The following is a 21,194-nucleotide window of genomic DNA, read 5'->3' on the forward strand; positions in this document are numbered from 1 at the left end:
CGTGAGACCCTTGCCATGTCCCGGCAGCACTCGCGTGCTCCTGGGAACATTCCTTCAAGGCAGGCCCACCATCAGGTGGAGGCTGCCGCACCTTCCGCTGCCGGCTTCGCGGCAGGCTTGCGCTTGCCGGGCGCGATCATCATGATCATCTGGCGCCCTTCGAGCTTCGGGAACTGCTCGACCAGGATCGTGTCCCCGAGGTCGTCGCGGATGCGGTTGAGCAGCGCGAGTCCGATTTCCTGGTGGGTGATTTCACGGCCGCGGAAGCGGAGCGTGATCTTGCACTTGTCACCTTCGGCGAGGAAACGACGGATGTTGCGCAGCTTGATGTTGTAGTCGCCGTCGTCCGTACCGGGACGGAACTTCACTTCCTTGATTTCGATGACCGTCTGCTTGGCCTTGGCCTCGGCCGCGCGCTTCTGCTCTTGGTACTTGAACTTTCCATAGTCCACAAGGCGGCACACGGGAGGGTTGGCCGTAGCGGCAATCTCCACCAGGTCCACATCCAGCTCGCCCGCCATGCGGAGGGCTTCCATGAGGCTGACCACCCCGAGCGGCTCGTTGTCCGGCCCGGAGAGGCGAACCTCGGGAGCCATGATTTCACGGTTCAGGCGGTGCTTGCGCTCCTCGCGCTGGCGACGGTCACGAAATTCAGTAGCGATGGCTGTATTCCTTCAATCAACAAGCCACGAAAAATGTGGCGATACGCCGCAGCACGGCGGGATCCCTGCGGCGTACCCGGCAATGCATCAGACCTTGTCGGTGATGTCCTGCCCGATCAGGGAAATGAACGCCTCCAGCGGCATCACACCCAGATCACGGTTACCCCGCGCCCGCACGGCAACGGCACCAGCCGCCTTCTCCTTGTCACCCACGACGAGGATATAGGGCAGCTTTTGCAACGAATGCTCTCGTATTTTATACGTAATCTTCTCGTTGCGCAGATCCAGCTCCACCCTAAGGCCTTGATTCGGCAGCGCTTTTTGGAGCTTTGCGGCAATTTCGCGACAGTAATCGTCCTGCGCGCCGGTAATGTTGAGCACCGCCACCTGCACCGGAGCCAGCCAGACGGGCAGCGCGCCCGCGTGCTGCTCGATCAGGATGCCGATGAAACGCTCCAGGCTGCCGACGATGGCGCGGTGCAGCACGATGGGACGGTGGCGCTGGCCATCTTCCCCCACATATTCCGCACCCAGGCGCTCCGGCATGGACGGATCCACCTGGATGGTGCCGCACTGCCAGTGGCGGCCGATCGCGTCGCGCAGCGTGTACTCGAGCTTCGGGCCATAGAACGCACCGTCGCCCACGGCGATCTGGTAGTCGCAGCCCGAGGCCTTCAGGCTTTCGATGAGGGCATTCTCGGCCTTGTCCCAGCTTTCCTCCGAGCCGATGCGCTTTTCAGGGCGCGTCGCCACCTTGTAGATGATGTCGGTGAAGCCGAAATCCTTGTAGACCTTCTGCAGCAGGGTCGTGAAGTTGATGCACTCCTGCTGGATCTGGTCTTCGGTGCAGAAGATGTGGCCGTCGTCCTGCGTGAAGGCGCGCACGCGCATGATGCCGTGCAGGCCACCCGTGGGCTCGTTGCGGTGGCACTGGCCGAACTCGCCGTAGCGCAGCGGCAGGTCGCGGTAGCTCTTCACGCCCTGGTTGAAGATCAGGATGTGGCCGGGGCAGTTCATCGGCTTGAGGGCGTAGTCGTGCTTCTCGCTCTCCGTCGTGAACATGTTCTCGCGGTACTTGTCCCAGTGGCCCGTCTTCTCCCAGAGGTGCTTGTCGAGGATCTGGGGGCCCTTGACCTCCTGGTAGCCGTTGTCGCGGTAAACCTGGCGCATGTACTGCTCCACGCCCTGCCAGATCGTCCAGCCCTTGGGGTGCCAGAAGACCGTGCCGGGGGAGTGCTCGTCGATGTGGAACAGGTCAAGTTCGCGGCCGAGGCGGCGATGGTCGCGCTTTTCGGCTTCCTCGATGCGCTTGATATACGCCTCCAGGTCCTTCTTGTCGGCCCAGGCGGTGCCGTAGATGCGCTGCAGCTGCTCGTTCTTGGCATCGCCGCGCCAGTAGGCGCCGGAGACGCGCGTCAGCTTGAACACCTTCAGGAATCGCGTGTTCGGCACGTGGGGGCCGCGGCACATGTCCACGTATTCCTGGTGGTAGTACAAACCCATCGCCTTCTCGTCGGGCATGTCCTCCACGAGGCGCAGCTTGTAGTCCTCGCCGCGCTCGCGGAAGACCTGGATCACCTCGTCGCGGGGCGTCATCTTCTTGACGACGTCGTAGTCCTGCGCGATGAGCTCCTTCATGCGCTGCTCGATCGCCGCGAGGTCCTCGGGCGTGAAGGGGCGCTCGTAGGCGATGTCGTAATAGAAGCCTTCCTCGATCACCGGGCCGATCACCATCTTCGCCGTCGGGTAGAGCTGCTTGACGGCATGGCCCACCAGGTGGGCGCAGGAGTGTCGGATGATCTCAACCCCTTCCTGGTCCCGCGGGGTGATGATCTGCAGGCGCGCGTCGTGGTCGATCACGTCGCTGGCGTCCACCAGGCGGTCATCGACCTTGCCTGCCACGGTCATCTTGGCGAGTCCCGGCCCGATGGACTGGGCTACGTCGGCCACCGAGACGGGGCCGGCGTATTCGCGTTGGGAGTTGTCGGGGAGCGTGATCCGGATCATGTGCTGGAGCCTTGGTTCGACGGGGAGGATGCGCGAGAAAAGCGAAGGCGAAAAAAAACGCGGAACGATGTCCGCGCTTTTTCGGGGGTGCAGGCAACAGTGAGTGACGTGCAGGCGCGAACATGCAGCCTAGCGGCTGCGGGAGGGGGTCTCCGTAGTTCGCGGTGTCATAACCGTCATGCCTTTCTCGCCCTTGCAAATGGTTGATGCAGGCATTCTAACCCGTGCCCGCGGGCGGTCCGCAAGGGCCCGTCCGCGGCGGCCGGTCAACGGGCAGGTCAGTGGAACTGCTCTTCCTCGGTGGAGCCGGTCAGCGCGGTCACGCTGGACTTTCCACCCTGGATCACGGTGGTCACCTCGTCGAAGTAGCCCGTGCCCACCTCCTGCTGGTGCGACACGAACGTGTAGCCGCGCTCGCGGGCCGCGAATTCGGGCTCCTGCACCTTTTCCACATAGGCGGACATGCCGCGCTTCACGTAGTCCTGCGCCAGGTCGAACATGTTGAACCACATGCTGTGGATGCCGGCCAGCGTGATGAACTGGTACTTGTAGCCCATGGCGCCCAGTTCGCGCTGGAACTTGGCGATGGTCGCGTCGTCGAGGTTCTTCTTCCAGTTGAAAGACGGCGAGCAGTTGTATGCGAGCAGCTTGCCCGGGTGTTTGGCGTGCACGGCCTCGGCGAACTTGCGGGCGAACTCCAGGTCCGGCGTGCCGGTCTCGCACCAGACCAGGTCCGCGTATTCGGCATACGCCACGGCACGGCTGATGGCCTGGTCGATGCCCTTGCGGGTCTTGTAGAAGCCTTCGGCCGTGCGCTCACCCGTCAGGAAGGGCTTGTCGTTCTCGTCGTAGTCGCTGGTGATGAGGTCTGCGGCCTCGGCGTCGGTGCGGGCGATGACCAGGGTGGGCACGCCGTACACGTCGGCGGCCATGCGCGCGGCGATGAGCTTCTGCACGGCTTCCTGCGTGGGCACCAGCACCTTGCCGCCCATGTGGCCGCACTTCTTGACCGATGCGAGCTGGTCTTCGAAGTGCACGCCGGCAGCGCCGGCACGGATCATGGCCTTCATCAGCTCATAGGCGTTCAGCACGCCGCCGAAGCCGGCCTCGGCATCGGCCACGATGGGGGCGTGGTAGTCGATGAAGCCTGCGTCGCCGGGGTTCACGCCCTTGGCCCACTGGATTTCGTCGGCGCGGGTGAAGCTGTTGTTGATGCGCTCCACGACCTTGGGCACCGAATCCACCGGGTACAGCGACTGGTCGGGGTACATCGCGGCGTACTCGTTGTTGTCGGCCGCCACCTGCCAGCCGGACAGGTAGATCGCCTTGATGCCAGCCTTGACCTGCTGCATGGCCTGGCCGCCGGTCAGCGCGCCGAGGCAGTTCACATAAGGTTCGTTGTGGACGAGGTTCCAGAGCTTTTCAGCACCGCGGCGCGCCAGCGTGTGTTCGACCTGGAAGGAGCCGCGGAGCCGCACGACATCGGCAGCGCTGTAACCGCGCTTGATCCCCTTCCAGCGGGGGTTCTGCGCCCAGTCTTTTTCGAGGGCGGCGATTTGCTGTTCACGGCTCAGTTGCTCATTGAAGGTTTGGGGCATGGTCATCTCCAGGAAGTGGGTGGAAACACGAAGGCGGTGTGTGCCGTCCTTGGAGACAACTGTAGGTCTTGTAGAAGACCCATGCAAGCTCTTATGTCTTATATAAGACATAAAATTTTTACCTTCAAAATCAATGGCTTAGCGCGAGTATTTTGAATTATGAAATGCATTTTCTCGTATCGAGAAATTATGCGGCACCGCAGCATTGTCAATTTTCACAATGTGGCAGGGGAGTTTCATGGGCGAAATTTCAGCGCGTGGCCATCCAGTCGCCATGCAGCAGCCTTGGCGCGCCATGGAGGTGAGCGGGAGAAATCTCGTATATCAGGCACGGGAGCTCCGCCCCGCCCTCCCTGAGGCGAACCACCACTTCGCGCTTGACGTATTCGCCGGAGGGTTCGGGCCAGATCTCCTCGATCCGGTCCAGGCAGCGCTCCAGCGCGGGGGTGATGGCATAGACCTCTCCCAGCACGGGCACCCGCCCTTCTCCTTCGGACGCGGGGCCGGTCAGCGCGATACCCGGATAGGCACCGAGGTCGTAGAGCACGCCGGGAACCGCAGCCGTGCCGACGGGGACCGGTGGAGGATCGAGCTGGGTGATGTCGTTGCTTCCTCCGCGGCGCAAAGTGCCGTAGACGAATACGTGGCGAGCAGAACCGGCGTGCGGCGGCTGAGGCATGATGCGTGGTCCTAGAAATCAGCGTCGGCCCTTCAGTCTATCGATCCGGGCCGCGATCGCCGCATGCCCAGCCGCCCCGTCGCCTATCTCTGCCTTGCCCTCAGCATGATCCTGGTGGGCAGCTACGTCGCACTGTCCAAGCCCCTGTCCCAAGCGCTGCCGGTCTTCCTGCTGGCATGGATGCGGTTCGGGATCGGTGGTCTGGGCATGCTGTCGTGGCTGCGCAAGCCGGCGGACGAGCCCCCCATGTCACCGCAGGTGCGCCGCCTGCTGTTCCTGGAATCGTTCCTGGGCAATTTCCTTTTCACGCTGTGCATGATCTCGGGCGTCGGCCTGACCAGCGCGGTCACTGCCGGCGTCACCATGGCAGGCATTCCGGCGGCGGTCGCGGTGATGAGCTGGTTCTTCCTGAAGGAGCAGGTGCCCCGCCGAACCTGGGCCGCCGTGGGCCTCGCGGTACTGGGCATCGCGCTGTTTTCCGTGGCCCAGCCGGGGGGTGGTGCGCATGCCGGTACCGGCACGCAGGGCGGTGCCCAGCCCCGCCACCTCGTCTGGCTCGGCCAATTGCTGTTGATCGGCGCGGTGATTTGCGAGGCGGCGTATTCGGTGATCGGCAAGAAGCTCACGGGCACGCTGGGTCCGCGCCGCATCACGGCGCTGATCAATCTGTGGGGGTTCCTGCTGGCCACGCCCATGGGGCTGTATGCGGCGCTGCAGTTCGATTTCTCGTCGCTCAAGCCCGGTATGTGGCTGCTGCTGGTGTTCTACGCGCTGGCCGCCAGCGTGTGGACCGTCTGGCTGTGGATGACCGGGCTGAAGATCGTGCCCGCCGCGCAGGGCGGCGTCTTCACCGTGATGCTGCCGGTGAGCGCGGCACTGGTCGGCGTGGTGGTGCTGGGCGAGCGGTTCACGCCGTTGCAGCTGCTGGCTTTCGGGATCGCGGTGGCGAGCGTGGTGCTGGCCACGCTGCCCGGGCGCCGGAAACCGCCGGCGTCCGGGCGGCAGCCTCCGCAGGCTTGAGCGGACGGCCTGCCCCGCGGCCTCAGCGGCCGGTGACCTTGCGGATGGGTGGCCTGATGCTGTCGCGGCGGGCCGGCAGCACCGGGGCGTTTTCCCGCGGGGCGTTGAGCACGATGCAGGTGGAGGTTTCGGCCAGCAGGCAGAACGCGGTCACGACCGCGTCGAGGTGGCTGACGTCGATGACCGCGATCTCCAGGATCCAGCTGTCGTCGCCGGTCACGTTGTAGGCATTGACCACCTCGGGCGTCTGCTCGATGAGCCGCACGACGCGCGCATATTCCGCGCGCCCTACCCGGATGATGGCGCGGATGCCATAGCCTAGGGCCGCATGGTCCACCCGGGCGCCGTAGCCCCGGATGATGCCGGCCGCTTCGAGCTTGCGCACCCGTTCGGTGACCGCAGGCTGGCTGAGGTGCACCTGCCGCCCCAGTTCGGCCATGGTGATGCGGCCGTCCTGCTGGAGTGCCGCGAGGATGCGGGCATCGTAGCCGTCGATTTCGGTCTTTTCGGTCATCCCGCCATTTGGCCATGAAAACACTGGCAAGACAGCCCATGAACCTTTGAATGGCCCTGTTGCCTGCTCGGCAGCTTTCATAGGATAGAGGCCATGCCGACCACTACCGCTCCGACGCTTTCCCCCGTGTCCCGCATCCCGGCGGGCACCGTGCTGGCCCTGCTGTGCTGCTACCTGGTATGGGGCTCCACCTACCTGGCGATCCGGTTGGCACTGGAGAGCTTTCCCCCCTTCTTCCAGATGGGCTCCCGGTTCCTGCTGGCGGGCGCGCTGCTGGCGCTGTTCATGGCCTGGCGGGGCCGCAGGGCAGGAGTCGCCGCCCTGCTCCCCTCGGCCCGGCAATGGCGCAATGCGTTCATCGTGGGCAGCCTCATGCTCGGGGCCGGGATGGGCCTCATCGCCACGGCCAGCCTGCACGTGGGTTCGGGGCTGATCGCCACCTGCGTCGCCTCCGTGCCGCTGATGGTCACCGGCTGGGGCCTGTTCTGGGGGCGCCGCCCGGGGGCCTGGGAGTTGGCAGGGGTGTGCCTCGGCGCGCTGGGAGTGGCGCTGCTGATGCGGGGCGAGAGTTTCTCCGCGGCCCCGGCCAGCGTAGTGTGTGCATTGGCGGCCACGGCCTGCTGGTCGCTCGGCTCGGTGCTCTCCACCACGCGGCTGCCCCTGGCACCCGGACCGATGGGTTTCGCCAGCGAGATGCTGTGCGGCGGGGCCGTTCTCATGGCGGTTTCCTTCGTCCTGGGAGAGCGCCCCGCCTGGCCGCCCGGCACCGCCGCGCTGGCCGCCTGGCTTTATCTGGTGGTGTTCGGCTCCCTGGTCGCCTTCAGCGCATACCTGTACCTGCTCGCCCATGCCAGCCCGGCGCTGGCGTCCAGCTATGCCTTCGTGAACCCTGCGGTGGCGCTCGCCCTGGGCAGCGCGGTGGCTGGAGAAACGATGTCCGCCCGCGAGGGATGGGCCAGTGCGGTGATCCTGCTCGCCGTGGGAATGATCCTGCTGGGCCAGCGCCGCACACGGAACCGTTAGGAGCCGGTCGGGGCCACCGGCCTCGGAGGACGTATCGCAGGGCTTGATTTTCCGCACCTCGAAACGTACGCCGCTTTCGATGGTCGGGTCGCAACAACTGGAGGCAAAAAAACGCGCGCTTCCCTTGGAAAGGCGTTTTTTTGCCATTAGCATTCGCCGAACCAGTGAACAGCAGGTTTTCGCTGGGTCACCGCTATTTCACTCCCAACAAGGAAAAACCAACATGGCAACTGCAAAGAAAGCTCCGGCTGCCGACAAGGCCGCGGCGCCCGCCAAGAAGCGCACGCCCAACGCCGCCTTCATGAAGGCCCTGACGCCCAGCCCGGCGCTGGCCGCCGTGGTCGGCTCCGACCCGCTGCCCCGCACGGAGATCATCAGCAAGCTGTGGGCCTACATCAAGGCCAACAACCTGCAGGACGCCGCCAACAAGCGCATGATCAACGCCGACGCGAAGCTGAAGGAAGTGTTCGGCAAGCCGCAGGTCTCCATGTTCGAGATGGCCGGCCTGATCGGCAAGCACGTGAAGTGACGTGCCCCGGCCCCATGCGGGGCCGAAGGCAGCCGGTTTCCGGCCGCCACCCCGAGATAAAGCCGGCCCTGCCGGCTTTTTCTTTGCCCGCGTGATGGCCGTGGATGCCAGGGCCGCCGCGCAATGCCATGGGCTGGCGCCGGTCTTTATCGCGAATGATTCGCGTCTGCCATATCATCCCCGCTCTTTCGGAACCATCCTCCACCGACTACCTAGAAAGAGAGAACCACCGCATGCGCAACCGCATCCTGAGCCTCATCGCATCCGCCAGCCTGCTGGCCGTCGCCGGCACCGCGCTCGCCCAGGAACAGGTCGTGAACCTGTACTCGGCCCGCCATTACGCAACGGACGAGGCGCTCTACAGCGGATTCACGCAGGCCACCGGCATCAAGGTCAACCGGGTGGATGCCGATGACGCGGGGATCATGGCGCGCCTGAAGGCCGAAGGCTCGGCATCCCCGGCCGACGTGATCCTGCTGGTGGACGCGGCCCGCCTCTATCGCGGCGAGGCGGACGGCCTCTTCCTGCCGATCAAGTCCAAGGCACTGGAAGACGCCATTCCCGCGAACCTGCGCGCCCGCCCCGCTGCCGATGGCGGCATCGCCTGGTTCGGCCTTTCCACCCGCGCACGCGTCATCGTCTACAACAAGGCGAAGGTGAACAAGGACGACGTGGACACCTACGAAGAGCTGGGCGACCCGAAGAACAAGGGCAAGATCTGCATCCGCTCGGGCTCGCACCCCTACAACCTGAGCCTGTTTGGTGCGGTGACGGAGCATCTGGGCGAGCAGAAGGCCGAAGCCTGGCTCAAGGGCGTGGTCGCCAACCTGGCGCGTCCCCCCAAGGGTGGTGACACCGACCAGATCCGCGCCGTGGCGGCGGGCGAATGCGACATCGCCGTCACCAACAGCTATTACCTGGCCCGCATCATGCGGTCGGACAAGCCCGAGGACAAGGACGTGGCCAGCAAGGTGGCGGTGGTGTTTCCCAACCAGCAGTCGTGGGGCACGCACATGAACATCGCGGGCGGCGCCGTGGCACGGTATTCGAAGAACCAGGCCAATGCGGTCAAGTTCCTCGAGTACCTGGCCAGCCCCACGGCCCAGAACTACTTCGCGAACGGCAACAACGAGTGGCCGGCGGCCAAGGGCGTGGTGTCCGAGAATCCCGCGCTGCGCGCGATGACCGGCGGCCAGCCGTTCAAGAGCGAGACGATCCCGATCAGCGCCGTGGGCGAGCACATGCCCAAGGTGCAGCAGATGCTGGACCGGGTGGGTTTCAAATAAGCCTCGGTCTGCGCCACCCCTCTTCCCACGAAAGCCCGGCCTGCCGGGCTTTCGTGCGTGTGGCATGCCGGTTTCCTGGTTCATAATTGACGTTTACGTCAACGTCAAACCATCAAGGAGACAGTTCCATGGAGATCCAGGGCAAGGTATTCATCGTCACGGGCGGCGCGTCGGGCCTGGGCGAAGGCACGGCACGCATGCTCGCCGCCGCGGGCGGTCGCGTGGTCATCGCGGACATGCAGGCGGACAAGGGCGAAGCCGTGGCGCGCGATATCGGCGGCACTTTCGTGCGCTGCGATGTGACGAGCGAGGCCGACGGCCAGGCAGTTGTTGCACAGGCCGTGGCGCAGGGCAAGCTGATGGGACTGGTCAACTGCGCCGGCATCGCCCCCGCCGAGAAGACGGTGGGCAAGAATGGCGCCCATGGCCTGGCGCTGTTCGCCAAGACGGTGACGGTGAACCTGATCGGCAGCTTCAACATGATCCGCCTCGCGGCCGAGGCCATGTCCCGCAACGAGCCCGAGTCCACCGGCGAGCGCGGCGTGCTGATTTCCACGGCCAGCGTGGCAGCCTACGACGGCCAGATCGGCCAGGCGGCCTATTCCGCCTCCAAGGGCGGCATCGTGGGGATGACGCTGCCCATCGCGCGCGACCTGGCGCGCAACGGCATCCGCAACATGACGATCGCGCCCGGCATCTTCGGCACGCCGATGCTGTTCGGCATGCCGCAGGAAGTGCAGGACGCGCTGGCGGCGGGCGTGCCCTTCCCGAGCCGCCTCGGTACGCCGGAAGACTATGCCCGGCTGGCCCGCCACATCTTCGAGAACGACATGCTCAATGGCGAGGTGATCCGGCTCGACGGTGCCATCCGCCTCGCGCCGCGCTGAAGGGGCCGGGCTGGAGGCAGCCGCCAGGACGGGACAGGGCGCGGGAGTCAGGCCGACGCGCGCAGTTGCTCGCGCAGGCGCTGGCCGATGTCGGGGCGCTCCAGGAACGGGTCCGGCGGATTGCGGATGCCCACGATGCTTTCCATGCGGCTTTGCACGTTGCCGAGCGCCTGGGGGTGGCTGAAGAGGTAGAAGCGGTTGGCGGAGATGCCGTCGAACACCATCTGCGCCACCTCGGCGGCCGTGACCTTGCCGCTGCCCACGGCCTTGTCCGTCATGGCCTGGCCGATGAGCTGGCTGCGCGTGGGGGGCGCGGTCACCGCATCCGGCCGGTTGCGTTCGCTGCGGCCTATGCCGGTGGGCACGAAGTACGGGCAGAGCACGCTGGCGCTGATCTGGTCCGTGACCAGCGCCAAATCCTGGTACAGGGTTTCGGTGAGGCTCACCACGGCATGTTTGCTCACGTTGTAGATGCCCATGTTCGGGGGCGTGAGCAGTCCGGCCATGCTGGCGGTGTTGACGATGTGGCCGCGCCAGGCCGGGTCGTGCCGTGCGGCATCGAGCATCATGGGGGTGAAGAGGCGCACGCCATGCACCACCCCCATCAGGTTCACGCCGAGCACCCAGTTCCAGTCGGCGACGGTGTTCTCCCAGACCAGACCCCCAGCCCCCACGCCGGCATTGTTGAAGACGAAATGCGGTGCACCGAAACGCTCCCGGACGTCGGACGCGAGGCGCTCCATCTGCGCGGCGTCGGAGACATCCACCCGCCTGGCCAGCACGTCGGCACCGGCCGCCCGGAGTTCGGCCTCGGCCTGGTCCAGCGCGTCCTGCTGCACATCGACCAGCACGAGGCGCATGCCGCGCCGCGCGCCGATGCGGGCGCATTCGAGGCCGAATCCCGATCCCGCGCCGGTGAGCACGGCGGTCTTGCCCTGGAAGTCTTCGATCATGGTGTGGTTGTCTCCGTGGAAGTAAGCGTGTAGCCGATGCGCGGGAAATGCACGTGGAGCGTGCCCGCGCGCGGATCGGTGCGTGCCAGCGTGTAGCGCGTGCGGGTGGCGGCGACGAGGCGGCCTTCGGTCGGTTCGGTGCCGAAGCTCTCAGCGGCGATCGACACGTGCGCGCCCAGCGGTATGCCGTGCTCGTCCTGGAAGACGTCGTCCAGGAGCGGCAGCGGCTCGGCCCCGGCAGCCACCGTGATGGCATCCTGGGCGCTGAATTTCTCCATGCGACCATGGCCGATGGCGGCGATGCGGTCCATCCATTCCAGCACGGCAGGGGTAGCCTTGAAGATGTCGGCCATCACCGGGACGCACTGCCGGGTGAACCACAGCGGGTGATAGGCGGCGAAATCGGCCACGCAGGGCTCGGCGCCGAAGAGGTAGTCATGCTCCTCGACCATGTGTGCGATGCGCCGCAGGTAGGAGCGGTAGGCGGCCGAGGCGTCCTGCGGGCGCAGGCGGTTCATGCCGGCGCTCATGGCCTTGCGGTCGGCACCGAAGGCCTGCGCGGCCGAGGGTGGCAGGTTGGCGAACAGCTCGGCCGCGCCCCGGGGCTGGAGGTTGTAGGCCATGGCGGCCCAGAACAGCGTGGTGTCCGACCATTGGGCGAACACGCGCGACACGCCCTTGAGGGCCAGGGGATACAGCACAGGCTCGGGCTGCAGGTGTTCCAGCACGTCGCAGATGAGGGCCGTGTCGCAATAGATGTCGGCGCCGACCTGCAGGAACGGCGTGCGGCGGTATCCGCCCGTGAGCGCCACCACGTCGGGCTTGGGCGCGATGCTCGGAACGAGCACCGACTTCCAGGCCAGTTGCTTGAAGCCGAGGGCGAGCCGGATCTTTTCCGAGAACGGCGACGAGGGATAGTGGTGCAGGATGGGTTCGGGCAGGGACGGGGCCATGGCTTCTCCTGGTGGGTTTCCGGGCAGGCGCAGGTTACGCCGGAGCGGAGGTCGGTGTCCACAGCATCTCGGCGTGGGGGATGCCGTCCTCCAGGTACTCGGGCGAGACAGTGGTGAAACCGGCCTCGCCATAGAAGCGCTGCAGGTGGGCCTGCGCGCTGATGCGCACGGCCCTGCCCGGCCATGCGGCCGCGCAGCGCGCGAGGCCTTCGTGCACGATCATGCGGCCGGCCCCCGTGCCGCGGGCCTCGGGCGCCGTGACCACGCGGCCGATGGCCGGCTCGGCGTACTTCACCCCGGGATCGACCACGCGCAGGTAGGCCTGCAGGCGCCCTGCAGCGTCACGCCCGAGCAGGTGCCAGGCGCATTTGTCGGCTTCGTCGGGGTCCTGGTAGGGGCCCTGCTCCAGGATGAAAACGCGGCAGCGCAGGGCGAGCGCGTCGTGCAGCGCATGCACGCCGAGATCGTCGAAGCGGGACCAGTGCCAGAGCAGGGACGCGGCCATCAGACCAGCTTGACCAGCTGCTTGCCGAAGTTCTTGCCCTTGAGCAGGCCCAGGAAGGCTTCCGGCGCGGCGGCGATACCCTCCGCAATGGTCTCGCGCGGACGCAGCTTGCCGGCGCCGACCAGCCCGCCCAGTTCCTTGAGGGCCTCGGGCCAGATCTCCATGTGCTCGCTGACGATGAAGCCTTGCACTTTCATGCGGTTGATGAGGATGAGGGCTGGGTTCTGCAGTGGCAGGGGCTGGCCGTCATAGCCGGCGATCAGCCCGCAAACGGCCACGCGCGCGAAGGCGTTGGCGCGCAGCAGCACGGCGTCGAGGATGTAGCCGCCGACGTTTTCGAAGTAGCCGTCGATGCCCTGTGGGCAGGCCTGCTTCAGGGCCTGGGACATGCTCTTGAGGTCGCCGTGCTCGCGGTGGTCGATGCAGGCATCGAAGCCCAGTTCCTCGGTCACGTAGCGGCACTTGTCGGGGCCGCCGGCGATGCCCACCACTCGGCAGCCGCGTGCCTTGGCGAGGGCACCGAACGCGCTGCCCACGGCGCCCGAGGCCGCGCTGACCACCATGGTCTCGCCGGCCTTGGGCTCGATGATCTTCACGAGGCCGTACCAGGCAGTCACGCCGGGCATGCCCACCGCGCCGAGGTAGTGCGACAGCGGCACGTGGGTGGTGTCCACCTTGCGCAGCATGCCGGGCGCATTGCCGTCCACCACGCTCCACTCCTGCCAGCCGCCCATGCCGACGACCTTGTCGCCCACGGCGAACTTGGGGTGGCGGCTTTCCGCCACTTCGCCGACGGTGCCGCCGATCATGACTTCGCCCAGGGGCTGGGATGCGGCGTAGCTCTTGCTGTCGTTCATGCGGCCGCGCATGTACGGGTCCAGGCTCAGGTAATGGTGGCGCACGAGCACCTGGCCGTCCTGCAGCGCGGGCGTGTCGGTGGCGACGAGCTTGAAGTTGCCGGTGGTGGCTTCGCCCTGCGGGCGGTTGTCCAGGAGGATCTGCTGGTTGCGTGGCATGGGGTATCTCCTTGTATTCGGGGAACGGATGGACGTGGGAAACGGCGTGGATGACGGGTCAGTCGGTGGGCACCGATGCTGCGGGCTGTGCGGGCCGCTTCATGTACTTGAAGGTGCCGGTGGCATGGCTGCAGAGGCGGCCTTCGGCGTCGTAGATGCTGGCTTCCGTGAACGCGAGCGCGGTCGTGCGGTGCAGGAGCCTGCCCCGCGCCACCAGCGGCCCGCGGGCCGCCTGCATGAAACTGGTCTTCATCTCGATGGTGACCACGCCGATGTCTGACGGCACGTCGCTGCGGGCCGCCGTGGCCATGGCGACATCCATCAGGGTCATGGTGGCGCCGCCGTGGGTGACGCCGAAGGAATTCAGATGGTCCGGCTGCGCGGTGTAGTGCAACTCGGATTCTCCGCCCTGCATATGGTGCAGGGTGAATCCGAGGTGGCTGACAAAGGGAATTTCGGCGCCGAAGCTCAACACGGGGAATACTCCATCAGGGTCAGGGGGAAGCTGCCAGCATAGCGAACGCGGCCGGCGGGCGGCGGTGCGCTGCAAGCGGTGCGGCTTCAGCCTCCGGTCACCACGCTGACGCCGCCATCGACGGCCATCCACTGCCCGGTGATGTGCTTGCCGGCATCCGAGGCGTAGAGCAGGCACAGGCCCTTGAGGTCTTCCTCGTCGCCCAGCCGGCGCAATGGCGCGTGCTCGGCCATCTTCTGCTCGCCCAGGGTTTCGATGAGCACCGAGGCCATCTTGGTCTTGAAGAACCCCGGGCAGATGGCATTCACGTTGATGCCGTGCACGCCCCACTCCGCCGCCAGCGCACGCGTGAAGTTGATCACGGCACCCTTGGAGGTGTTGTAGGCGATGGTCTTCATCTGGATGGGGTTGCCGCCCAGGCCGGCGATGGAGGCCACGTTGATGATGCGGCCGCTGCGGCGCGGGATCATGCTGTGCTTGGCGATGGCTTGCGACAGCAGGAAGTAGCCGCGCACGTTGAGGTTCATGACCTTGTCCCACGCCGCCGTGGGATGGTCCTCGGCAGGAGCGCCCCAGCTGGCCCCCGCGTTGTTGACGAGGATGTCGATATCGCCCATGCGCTGCAGCGTTTCCTGCGCGAGGCGCTGGATGTCGGCCTCCTGCCCGCAGTCCGCGGCGATCCAGCGCGCGTCGATGCCGGCGGCCTGCAGCGTGGCTGCGGATTCCTCCAGGTCGGCCGCCTTGCGGGACGTCAGCATGATCTTCGCTCCCGCCTCGCCCAGCGCCTGGGCCAGCTGCAGCCCGAGGCCGCGCGAGCCGCCGGTGACGAGGGCGGTCTTGCCGGAAAGATCGAAAAGTTGCTGGACCGTGCGGGTCATGGGTTGGTCTCCTTATGGGTATCCGGGTTGGGGTTTGCGGGCATTGTGGGGGGCACAAACGCGGTGGCTTGTCGCCTGCGCGATCGGGTCAGAACGCGTCCTCGGGCATCTCGGCGCACGTCATGTCGCGGGTGCGGACGACGTTCAGCCAGGCGCCGATCTTGGGTAGCTCGTAGCGGAAGAAATACCGCATGGCGCCCAGCCGGCCCGCGTCATCGGCCGCCAGGGATGGCGCAGATGCCGCAGCACGGGCGAGCACGGCGACCGCGATGTCCAGCCATATCCACGCCAGCACCATGTGCCCGGCCGCCTGCATGTAGGGCACGGCGTTGGCCAGCGCTTCGGCGGGCTCGCCCGTGGCCCAGGCCGCCTTGGTGGCGGCGCCGACTTCGGACAGCGCGCGGGCCAGCTCATTGGCATGTGCGGCGAGTTCGGGCCGCTCCATGGCGCGCTGGATGGTGGCGTTCACGCGGCCCGCCAGCAGTTGCAGGCCGCGGCCGCCCTCCATGACCACCTTGCGGCCCAGCAGGTCCATCGCCTGGATGCCGTGGGTGCCTTCGTGGATCATGTTGAGGCGGTTGTCCCGCCAGTACTGCTCCACCGGGAAGTCGCGCGTGTAGCCGTAGCCGCCGTGGATCTGGATGGCCAGGGAGTTGGCCTCCAGGCACCATTCGCTGGGCCAGCTCTTGGCGATGGGCGTGAGCACTTCCAGCAGGAGGCGCGCTTCGTCGGCGGCTTCGGGGCTGCCGGTGTGCTGCTCGTCCACGAGGCGAGCGCAGTAGAGGTTGAGGGCCAGGGCACCTTCGCCATAGCTCTTCTGCGCCAGGAGCATGCGCCGGATGTCGGCGTGCTCGATGAGGCGCACGGGGGGTGCCGAGGCGTCCTTGCCGGCCTTGCCGTCGCCCCCTGCAGAGCGCGGCACGATCGGCCGGCCCTGGGTGCGGTCCCTGGCGTACTGCAGGCTGGCGCGGTAGCCGGCCAGGCCGAGCATGGTGGCGGCCATGCCGATGCCGATGCGTGCCTCGTTCATCATGTGGAACATGCACTTCAGGCCGTCGCCCGGCCCGCCCACCCGGTAGCCGATGGCGCCTGCGCCGCGGCCGTCCAGCCCGCCTGCCCCCTGCCCTGCCCGGACGGGGTACGTGCCTTCCCCGAAATTGAGCAGCGTGTTGGTGGTGCCGCGCCAGCCGAGCTTGTGGTTGAGGCCTGCCAGGGCCACGTCGTTGCGCTCGCCGGTGAGCTGCCCGGAGGTGTCCACCAGGTGCTTGGGCACGATGAAGAGCGAAATACCCTTCACGCCGGGCACCGGGCGGCCGTCCGGCCCGGGGATCTTGGCCAGCACGAGGTGGACGATGTTCTCGGTCATCTCGTGGTCGCCGGAGGAAATCCACATCTTGTTGCCGGCCAGGCGGTAGCGGGGGCCGAGCGGGTCGGACTCGAAATCGTCCCCGTCGGGCACGGCGCGCGTGGCGATGTCGGAGAGCGAGGAGCCTGCCTGGGGCTCGGAGAGGCACATGGTGCCGGACCAGCGCCCGTTGAATTCGTTGAGCGCGAAGACTTCACGCTGCGCCCCGGTGCCGTGCACCATGAGCAGGTTGGCGTTGCCGACGGTGAGCAGGTTGGAGCCGATGCTGATCGACGCTTCCGCGAAGAAACTGTTGGCCGCGGACTCCAGGGTGTAGGGCAGCTGCATGCCGCCGATGGCGTAATCCTGGGCGGCGCTCAGCATGCCGGATTCGGCGTAGGCCTTGCGGGCCTCGTGCGTGGCGCGGGGCAGCACGACGCGCCCGTCTTCCATGCGCGGCTCTTCGGTGTCCACGAGGCGGTTGAACGGGGCGTATTTCTCGCGGGCGATGCGTTCGCAGGTATCCAGCACGGCATCGAAGGTTTCACGGGAATGGTCGGCGAATCGCTCCCGCTGCGTGAGCGCGGCGGCATCGAGCCAGTCGTGGAGCAGGAAGTCGAGGGTGGAACGCAATGGCATGGACGCATTTCCGCAGGGAAAGGCCGGGCCCGCACGCGGGCCGGGCGGCCGGGGAACGAAGGTGGGACGCCGTGCCGGACCCGCCGGCGCGGCGCGGGAAGCGAAGGATCAGCCGCCGGGCCGGGAGGGCAGCGCCGCGATGGTGCCTTGCGCCGCGGCACAGAGCTTCTCCACCCCATCCGCGACCGCATAGACCTCGCACCGGCACACGGCCTGGGTCCGCCCGCAGTGCAGCGTTTCCGCCCGTGCGACCAGCCAGTCGCCGCGGGCCGGCCGCAGGTAGTTGACCTTGAGCTCGGAGGTGACCACGGGGACCTGCAGCGCCGCGCCACCCGCATAGGTGAGCGCGTTGTCGGCCAGGTAGCTCACCACGCCGCCGTGCACGAAGCCGTGCTGCTGAAGCAGCTGCGGCGTGACGGGCAGGCGCAGTTCACAGCGCGACGGCGAGAAGGCGGCCAGCTCGGCCCCCAGCAACTGGCTGAAGGGCTGCCGGGCCAGCACGTCGCGTCCATGGGCGAGCCATTCGGCATCGCTGCGCGGCATGGCCGCCTCCTCCGGGCTCCTGGACATGGCGCGCTCAGAACACTTCGAACACGCCGGCGGCACCCATGCCGCCGCCGATGCACATCGTGACGCAGACGCGCTTGGCACCACGACGGCGGCCTTCGATGAGCGCATGGCCCGTGAGGCGCTGGCCGCTCACGCCGTAGGGATGGCCCAGGGCGATGGCGCCGCCGTTCACGTTCAGGCGGTCCGCCGGGATGCCGAGCTTGTCGCGGCAGTACAGCACTTGCACGGCGAAGGCTTCGTTCAGCTCCCACAGGTCGATGTCCTGCACCGTCAGACCCAGCTTCTTGAGTACCTTGGGCACGGCGAAGACGGGGCCGATGCCCATCTCGTCGGGCTCGCAGCCTGCCACGGCGAAGCCGAGGAAACGGCCCAGGGGCTTGAGGCCCTTGCGGCTCGCATAGTCTTCGCTCGTGATCACGCAGGCACCGGCGCCATCGGAGAACTGGCTCGCGTTGCCGGCAGAGATCACGCCGCCCGGCAGCGCGGGCTTGATGCCGGCGATGCCTTCCTTGGTCGTGCCTTCGCGCGTGCCTTCGTCCTTGCTCACCGTGACCTGCTTCGTGATCAGGCCGAGGGTCTTGTCGGCCACGCCTGCCGTGACGGTGATGGGCGCGATCTCGTCGTCGAACTTGCCGGCGGCCTGCGCGGCACAGGCCTTCTGCTGGCTGGCGGCGCCGTATTCGTCCATGGCGTCGCGGCCGATGTGGTAGCGCTTGGCGACCTGTTCGGCGGTCTCCAGCATGCTCCAGTAGATCTCGGGCTTGGCCTTGGCGAGTTCGAGGTCGCGCAGCATGTGCGTGTTCATTTCCTGCTGCACGCAGGAGATGCTCTCCACGCCGCCGGCGACGAATACGTCGGCCTCGCCCGCGATCACGCGCTGCGCGGCCATCGCGATGGTCTGCAGGCCCGAGGAGCAGAAGCGGTTGACCGTCATGCCCGAGGTGGTGACGGGCAGGCCGGCACGCAGCGCGATCTGGCGCGCGATGTTGGCGCCGGTAGCGCCTTCGGGGTTGGCGCAGCCCATGATGACGTCGTCGACTTCTGCGCCGTCGATGCCCGCGCGCTGGACGGCGTGCTGCACGGCATGGCCGCCGAGCGTGGCGCCGTGGGTCATGTTGAAGGAGCCCTTCCAGCTCTTGGCGAGCGGCGTGCGGGCGGTGGAAACGATCACTGCGGAGGTCATGTGCGGATTCCCTGGTTCTTTGCAAACATGCGGACGGCGCGGGTCAGGCGAAGGCCTTGCCCTCGGCGGCGAGGCGGGAGAGCAGCGGCGCGGGCTCCCACGCGGCGGCATCGTCCAGCGGGTTCTGCGCGAAGCGCTGCATCGACTGCGCGACGTTGAAGAGGCCCACTTCGCTCGCGTAGTGCATCGGGCCGCCGCGGTGGATGGGGAAGCCGTAGCCCGTGAGGTACACCATGTCGATGTCGCCGGACTTGCTCGCGATGCCCTCTTCCAGGATCTTCGCGCCCTCGTTCACCAGGGCATAGACCAGGCGCTGCACGATCTCCTCGTCGCTGATCTTGCGCGGGGTAATGCCGAGTTCCTTGCGGTGGTCCTCGATCATCTTGTTCACCAGGTCGCTCGGGATGGCGTCGCGCTTGCCCGGCTTGTAGTCGTACCAGCCGGCGCCCGTTTTCTGGCCGTAGCGGCCCAGTTCGCAGAGCTTGTCGGCCGTGCGGCTGTACTTCATGTCCGGACGCTCGACGGCGCGGCGCTTGCGGATCGCCCAGCCGATGTCGTTGCCGGCGAGGTCGCCCATGCGGAACGGGCCCATCGCGAAGCCGAACTTCTCGATGGCCTTGTCCACCTGCTGGGGCGTGGCGCCTTCGTCCAGCAGGAAGCCGGCCTGCTGGCTGTAGCGCTCGATCATGCGGTTGCCGATGAAGCCGTCGCAGACGCCCGAGACCACGGCCGTCTTCTTGATCTTCTTGGCGAGCGCCATCACGGTGGCGAGCACGTCCTTGGCGGTTTCCTTGCCGCGCACCACCTCCAGCAGCTTCATCACGTTGGCGGGGCTGAAGAAGTGCATGCCGACCACGTCCTGCGGGCGTTTCGTGAAGGCGGCGATCTGGTCCACGTCGAGCGTGGAGGTGTTGGAAGCCAGGATGGCGCCGGGCCTGGCGACCTCGTCGAGCTTCTTGAACACGGTTTCCTTGACGCCCATCTCTTCGAACACGGCCTCGATGACGAGGTCCACATCCTTCAGGTCGTCATAGCTCAGCGTGGGGGTGAGCAGGGCCATGCGCTGCTCGTACTTGTCCTGCTTGAGCTTGCCCTTGGCGACCTGCGCCTCGTAGTTCTTGCGGATGGTGGCGAGGCCCCGGTCCAGCGCTTCCTGCTTGGTCTCCAGGATGGTGACGGGAATGCCCGCGTTCAGGAAGTTCATGCTGATGCCGCCGCCCATGGTGCCGGCGCCGATCACGCCCACCTTGCGGATCTCGCGCTTCGGGGTATCCGACGGCACGTCGGGGATCTTGCTCGCGGCGCGCTCGGCCAGGAACAGGTGGCGCAGCGCGCGGGATTCGGGCGTCCACATCAGGTTGACGAACAGCTCGCGCTCGTAGGCGAGGCCGTCCTCGAACTTGCGCTTGGTGGCGGCTTCCACGGCGTCCACGCACTTGAGCGGCGCGGGGAAGTTCTTCGCCATGCCCTTGACCATGTTGCGGGCGAACTGGAAGTAGGCATCGCCCTGCGGGTGCTTGGCCGGCAGGTTGCGCACCAGCGGCAGCGGGCGCGCGTCGGCCACGCTGCGCGCGAAGGCCAGGGCCTCTTCGGCGAGCGATTCGGCCGAGGCGGCCATCTTGTCGAACAGCTTCTGGCCGGGCATGCCGCCGATCAGCTCGCTCTTCACGGGCTCACCACTCACGATCATGTTGAGCGCAGCCTCCACGCCGACGACGCGCGGCAGGCGCTGGGTGCCGCCCGCGCCCGGCAGCAGGCCCAGCTTCACTTCGGGCAGCGCCATGCTGCAGCCGGGCGCGGCGATGCGGTAGTGGCAGCCGAGGGCCAACTCCAGGCCGCCGCCCATGCACACGGTGTGGATGGCAGCCACGACGGGCTTGGCCGAGCCTTCGACCGCGCGGATCACCGAGTGCAGGTTGGGCTCCTGCATGGCCTTGTCCGTGCCGAATTCCTTGATGTCCGCGCCGCCGGAGAACGCGCCGCCGGCCCCCGTGACGACGATGGCCTTCACGGCCGCATCGGCATTCGCACGGGCCAGCCCGTCGGTGATGCCCTTGCGCGTGGCATGGCCCAGCCCGTTCACGGGCGGGTTGGCCAGGGTGATCACGGCTACATCGCCGTGGACTTGGTATTCAGCGGTCATTGCTTGTCCCTTGGTTTGGTATGGAAAAGAACGGTCGTGCTTTTTGATTCTAGAGAGTCCGGACGAGGATGCCAGCCAGGGTTGTCCCGGCTGGGACAGAAAGCCTGGCCGGGAGGGACGGCGCGCCGCGCGCACCGGTGGCGCAAAGGCCACGGCCAACAGGCAGTTACAGCCGTGCCGCAGGTCCGCCGCTAAGGTGGCGTTCGCGCGGAGGACCTCCACCAGGGGCCGTCTCGCGCCTTGCCCCACGGGGCGCGCCGGCCGCGCCCTGCCAATGCCGCACGGCCGCTCAGGCGCGCTGCCCCGTCTCCCGTCCACCCTCCATTGAA

The 21,194-nt window shown here is 67.0% G+C and carries 20 protein-coding genes; 5 read left to right on the forward strand and 15 right to left on the reverse strand.

Going from position 1 to position 21,194, the window contains the following annotated elements:
- Nucleotides 1–71: 71 nt before the first annotated feature.
- The 4 genes from infC to T336_RS0100115 all read right to left on the reverse strand — a co-directional run bounded on the left by infC (nucleotide 72) and on the right by T336_RS0100115 (nucleotide 4,946).
- Nucleotides 72–662: a translation initiation factor IF-3 gene (infC, locus tag T336_RS0100100; RefSeq protein WP_081483844.1), complete on the reverse strand. Its 591-nt coding sequence runs from the start codon at nucleotides 660–662 to the stop codon at nucleotides 72–74.
- An 87-nt stretch (nucleotides 663–749) separates the two neighbouring features.
- Nucleotides 750–2,669: a threonine--tRNA ligase gene (gene thrS, locus T336_RS0100105; RefSeq protein WP_026431057.1), complete on the reverse strand. Its 1,920-nt coding sequence runs from the start codon at nucleotides 2,667–2,669 to the stop codon at nucleotides 750–752.
- Nucleotides 2,670–2,947: 278 nt separating this feature from the next.
- Complete coding sequence (gene aceA, locus T336_RS0100110) at nucleotides 2,948–4,267, reverse strand: isocitrate lyase (protein ID WP_013594797.1); 1,320 nt, start codon at nucleotides 4,265–4,267, stop codon at nucleotides 2,948–2,950.
- 250 nt (nucleotides 4,268–4,517) lie between these two features.
- Nucleotides 4,518–4,946, reverse strand: coding sequence for a gamma-glutamylcyclotransferase family protein (locus tag T336_RS0100115; protein WP_026431058.1), 429 nt, complete (start codon nucleotides 4,944–4,946; stop codon nucleotides 4,518–4,520).
- A gap of 63 nt (nucleotides 4,947–5,009) precedes the next feature.
- Here T336_RS0100115 and T336_RS0100120 point away from each other — a divergent pair, with 63 nt between their 5' ends.
- Nucleotides 5,010–5,966 (forward strand): DMT family transporter, encoded by a 957-nt coding sequence (locus T336_RS0100120; RefSeq protein WP_019703513.1) that lies wholly within the window; start codon nucleotides 5,010–5,012, stop codon nucleotides 5,964–5,966.
- A 22-nt stretch (nucleotides 5,967–5,988) separates the two neighbouring features.
- On the opposite strand, the gene T336_RS0100125 is transcribed toward T336_RS0100120, so the two are convergent.
- On the reverse strand, nucleotides 5,989–6,480 hold the full coding sequence (locus tag T336_RS0100125) for an Lrp/AsnC family transcriptional regulator (RefSeq protein WP_019703512.1): 492 nt from the start codon (nucleotides 6,478–6,480) through the stop codon (nucleotides 5,989–5,991).
- 93 nt (nucleotides 6,481–6,573) lie between these two features.
- Here T336_RS0100125 and yedA point away from each other — a divergent pair, with 93 nt between their 5' ends.
- From yedA to T336_RS0100145, 4 genes are all read left to right on the forward strand, one after another.
- On the forward strand, nucleotides 6,574–7,503 hold the full coding sequence (gene yedA, locus T336_RS0100130) for a drug/metabolite exporter YedA (protein ID WP_026431059.1): 930 nt from the start codon (nucleotides 6,574–6,576) through the stop codon (nucleotides 7,501–7,503).
- 223 nt (nucleotides 7,504–7,726) lie between these two features.
- The gene (locus tag T336_RS0100135; RefSeq protein ID WP_011795954.1) at nucleotides 7,727–8,032 is read left to right on the forward strand and encodes an SWIB/MDM2 domain-containing protein; all 306 of its coding nucleotides are present in this window, start codon (nucleotides 7,727–7,729) and stop codon (nucleotides 8,030–8,032) included.
- Between the two features lie 233 nt (nucleotides 8,033–8,265).
- Nucleotides 8,266–9,318 (forward strand): Fe(3+) ABC transporter substrate-binding protein, encoded by a 1,053-nt coding sequence (locus T336_RS0100140; RefSeq protein ID WP_026431060.1) that lies wholly within the window; start codon nucleotides 8,266–8,268, stop codon nucleotides 9,316–9,318.
- A gap of 128 nt (nucleotides 9,319–9,446) precedes the next feature.
- Nucleotides 9,447–10,205, forward strand: coding sequence for a 3-hydroxyacyl-CoA dehydrogenase (locus tag T336_RS0100145; RefSeq protein ID WP_019703509.1), 759 nt, complete (start codon nucleotides 9,447–9,449; stop codon nucleotides 10,203–10,205).
- 47 nt (nucleotides 10,206–10,252) lie between these two features.
- Here T336_RS0100145 and T336_RS0100150 read toward each other — a convergent pair whose 3' ends face one another.
- From T336_RS0100150 to T336_RS0100195, 10 genes are all read right to left on the reverse strand, one after another.
- Nucleotides 10,253–11,158, reverse strand: a complete 906-nt coding sequence (locus tag T336_RS0100150; protein WP_019703508.1) for an SDR family oxidoreductase — start codon at nucleotides 11,156–11,158, stop codon at nucleotides 10,253–10,255.
- Nucleotides 11,155–12,111 (reverse strand): glutathione S-transferase family protein, encoded by a 957-nt coding sequence (locus tag T336_RS0100155; protein WP_019703507.1) that lies wholly within the window; start codon nucleotides 12,109–12,111, stop codon nucleotides 11,155–11,157. The genes T336_RS0100150 and T336_RS0100155 overlap by 4 nt, the downstream gene beginning before the upstream one ends.
- Before the next feature lie 34 nt (nucleotides 12,112–12,145).
- The gene (locus tag T336_RS0100160; RefSeq protein ID WP_019703506.1) at nucleotides 12,146–12,616 is read right to left on the reverse strand and encodes a GNAT family N-acetyltransferase; all 471 of its coding nucleotides are present in this window, start codon (nucleotides 12,614–12,616) and stop codon (nucleotides 12,146–12,148) included.
- The gene (locus T336_RS0100165) at nucleotides 12,616–13,632 is read right to left on the reverse strand and encodes an NADP-dependent oxidoreductase (RefSeq protein ID WP_019703505.1); all 1,017 of its coding nucleotides are present in this window, start codon (nucleotides 13,630–13,632) and stop codon (nucleotides 12,616–12,618) included. Before T336_RS0100165 ends, T336_RS0100160 begins: the two co-directional genes overlap by 1 nt.
- A gap of 58 nt (nucleotides 13,633–13,690) precedes the next feature.
- Nucleotides 13,691–14,107, reverse strand: coding sequence for a PaaI family thioesterase (locus T336_RS0100170; protein ID WP_026431061.1), 417 nt, complete (start codon nucleotides 14,105–14,107; stop codon nucleotides 13,691–13,693).
- 86 nt (nucleotides 14,108–14,193) lie between these two features.
- Nucleotides 14,194–14,985: an SDR family oxidoreductase gene (locus T336_RS0100175; RefSeq protein WP_019703503.1), complete on the reverse strand. Its 792-nt coding sequence runs from the start codon at nucleotides 14,983–14,985 to the stop codon at nucleotides 14,194–14,196.
- Between the two features lie 88 nt (nucleotides 14,986–15,073).
- The gene (locus tag T336_RS0100180; protein ID WP_019703502.1) at nucleotides 15,074–16,969 is read right to left on the reverse strand and encodes an acyl-CoA dehydrogenase; all 1,896 of its coding nucleotides are present in this window, start codon (nucleotides 16,967–16,969) and stop codon (nucleotides 15,074–15,076) included.
- Nucleotides 16,970–17,077: 108 nt separating this feature from the next.
- A complete protein-coding gene (locus T336_RS0100185) occupies nucleotides 17,078–17,539 on the reverse strand; it encodes a PaaI family thioesterase (RefSeq protein ID WP_237711538.1) in 462 nt (153 codons plus the stop codon).
- A gap of 7 nt (nucleotides 17,540–17,546) precedes the next feature.
- Nucleotides 17,547–18,722 carry an acetyl-CoA C-acyltransferase gene (locus T336_RS0100190; RefSeq protein ID WP_019703501.1) on the reverse strand — a complete coding sequence of 392 codons (1,176 nt, stop codon included), beginning with the start codon at nucleotides 18,720–18,722 and terminating at the stop codon, nucleotides 17,547–17,549.
- Between the two features lie 43 nt (nucleotides 18,723–18,765).
- Nucleotides 18,766–20,865: a 3-hydroxyacyl-CoA dehydrogenase NAD-binding domain-containing protein gene (locus T336_RS0100195; RefSeq protein WP_026431062.1), complete on the reverse strand. Its 2,100-nt coding sequence runs from the start codon at nucleotides 20,863–20,865 to the stop codon at nucleotides 18,766–18,768.
- Nucleotides 20,866–21,194 lie beyond the last annotated feature (329 nt).

It is taken from the genome of Paracidovorax oryzae ATCC 19882, assembly GCF_000687165.1.
Lineage (GTDB): Bacteria > Pseudomonadota > Gammaproteobacteria > Burkholderiales > Burkholderiaceae_C > Paracidovorax > Paracidovorax oryzae.

Coding starts and splice junctions, on each gene's coding strand:
- T336_RS0100185 (WP_237711538.1), bottom strand. CDS start 17,539: ATGTCCAGGAGCCCGGAGGAGGCGGCCATGCCGCGCAGCGATGCCGAA.
- yedA (WP_026431059.1), top strand. CDS start 6,574: ATGCCGACCACTACCGCTCCGACGCTTTCCCCCGTGTCCCGCATCCCG.
- T336_RS0100145 (WP_019703509.1), top strand. CDS start 9,447: ATGGAGATCCAGGGCAAGGTATTCATCGTCACGGGCGGCGCGTCGGGC.
- T336_RS0100190 (WP_019703501.1), bottom strand. CDS start 18,722: ATGACCTCCGCAGTGATCGTTTCCACCGCCCGCACGCCGCTCGCCAAG.
- T336_RS0100195 (WP_026431062.1), bottom strand. CDS start 20,865: ATGACCGCTGAATACCAAGTCCACGGCGATGTAGCCGTGATCACCCTG.
- T336_RS0100150 (WP_019703508.1), bottom strand. CDS start 11,158: ATGATCGAAGACTTCCAGGGCAAGACCGCCGTGCTCACCGGCGCGGGA.
- T336_RS0100120 (WP_019703513.1), top strand. CDS start 5,010: ATGCCCAGCCGCCCCGTCGCCTATCTCTGCCTTGCCCTCAGCATGATC.
- T336_RS0100155 (WP_019703507.1), bottom strand. CDS start 12,111: ATGGCCCCGTCCCTGCCCGAACCCATCCTGCACCACTATCCCTCGTCG.
- T336_RS0100115 (WP_026431058.1), bottom strand. CDS start 4,946: ATGCCTCAGCCGCCGCACGCCGGTTCTGCTCGCCACGTATTCGTCTAC.
- T336_RS0100125 (WP_019703512.1), bottom strand. CDS start 6,480: ATGACCGAAAAGACCGAAATCGACGGCTACGATGCCCGCATCCTCGCG.
- T336_RS0100165 (WP_019703505.1), bottom strand. CDS start 13,632: ATGCCACGCAACCAGCAGATCCTCCTGGACAACCGCCCGCAGGGCGAA.
- aceA (WP_013594797.1), bottom strand. CDS start 4,267: ATGCCCCAAACCTTCAATGAGCAACTGAGCCGTGAACAGCAAATCGCC.
- thrS (WP_026431057.1), bottom strand. CDS start 2,669: ATGATCCGGATCACGCTCCCCGACAACTCCCAACGCGAATACGCCGGC.
- T336_RS0100175 (WP_019703503.1), bottom strand. CDS start 14,985: ATGACCCGCACGGTCCAGCAACTTTTCGATCTTTCCGGCAAGACCGCC.
- T336_RS0100135 (WP_011795954.1), top strand. CDS start 7,727: ATGGCAACTGCAAAGAAAGCTCCGGCTGCCGACAAGGCCGCGGCGCCC.
- T336_RS0100160 (WP_019703506.1), bottom strand. CDS start 12,616: ATGGCCGCGTCCCTGCTCTGGCACTGGTCCCGCTTCGACGATCTCGGC.
- T336_RS0100180 (WP_019703502.1), bottom strand. CDS start 16,969: ATGCCATTGCGTTCCACCCTCGACTTCCTGCTCCACGACTGGCTCGAT.
- T336_RS0100140 (WP_026431060.1), top strand. CDS start 8,266: ATGCGCAACCGCATCCTGAGCCTCATCGCATCCGCCAGCCTGCTGGCC.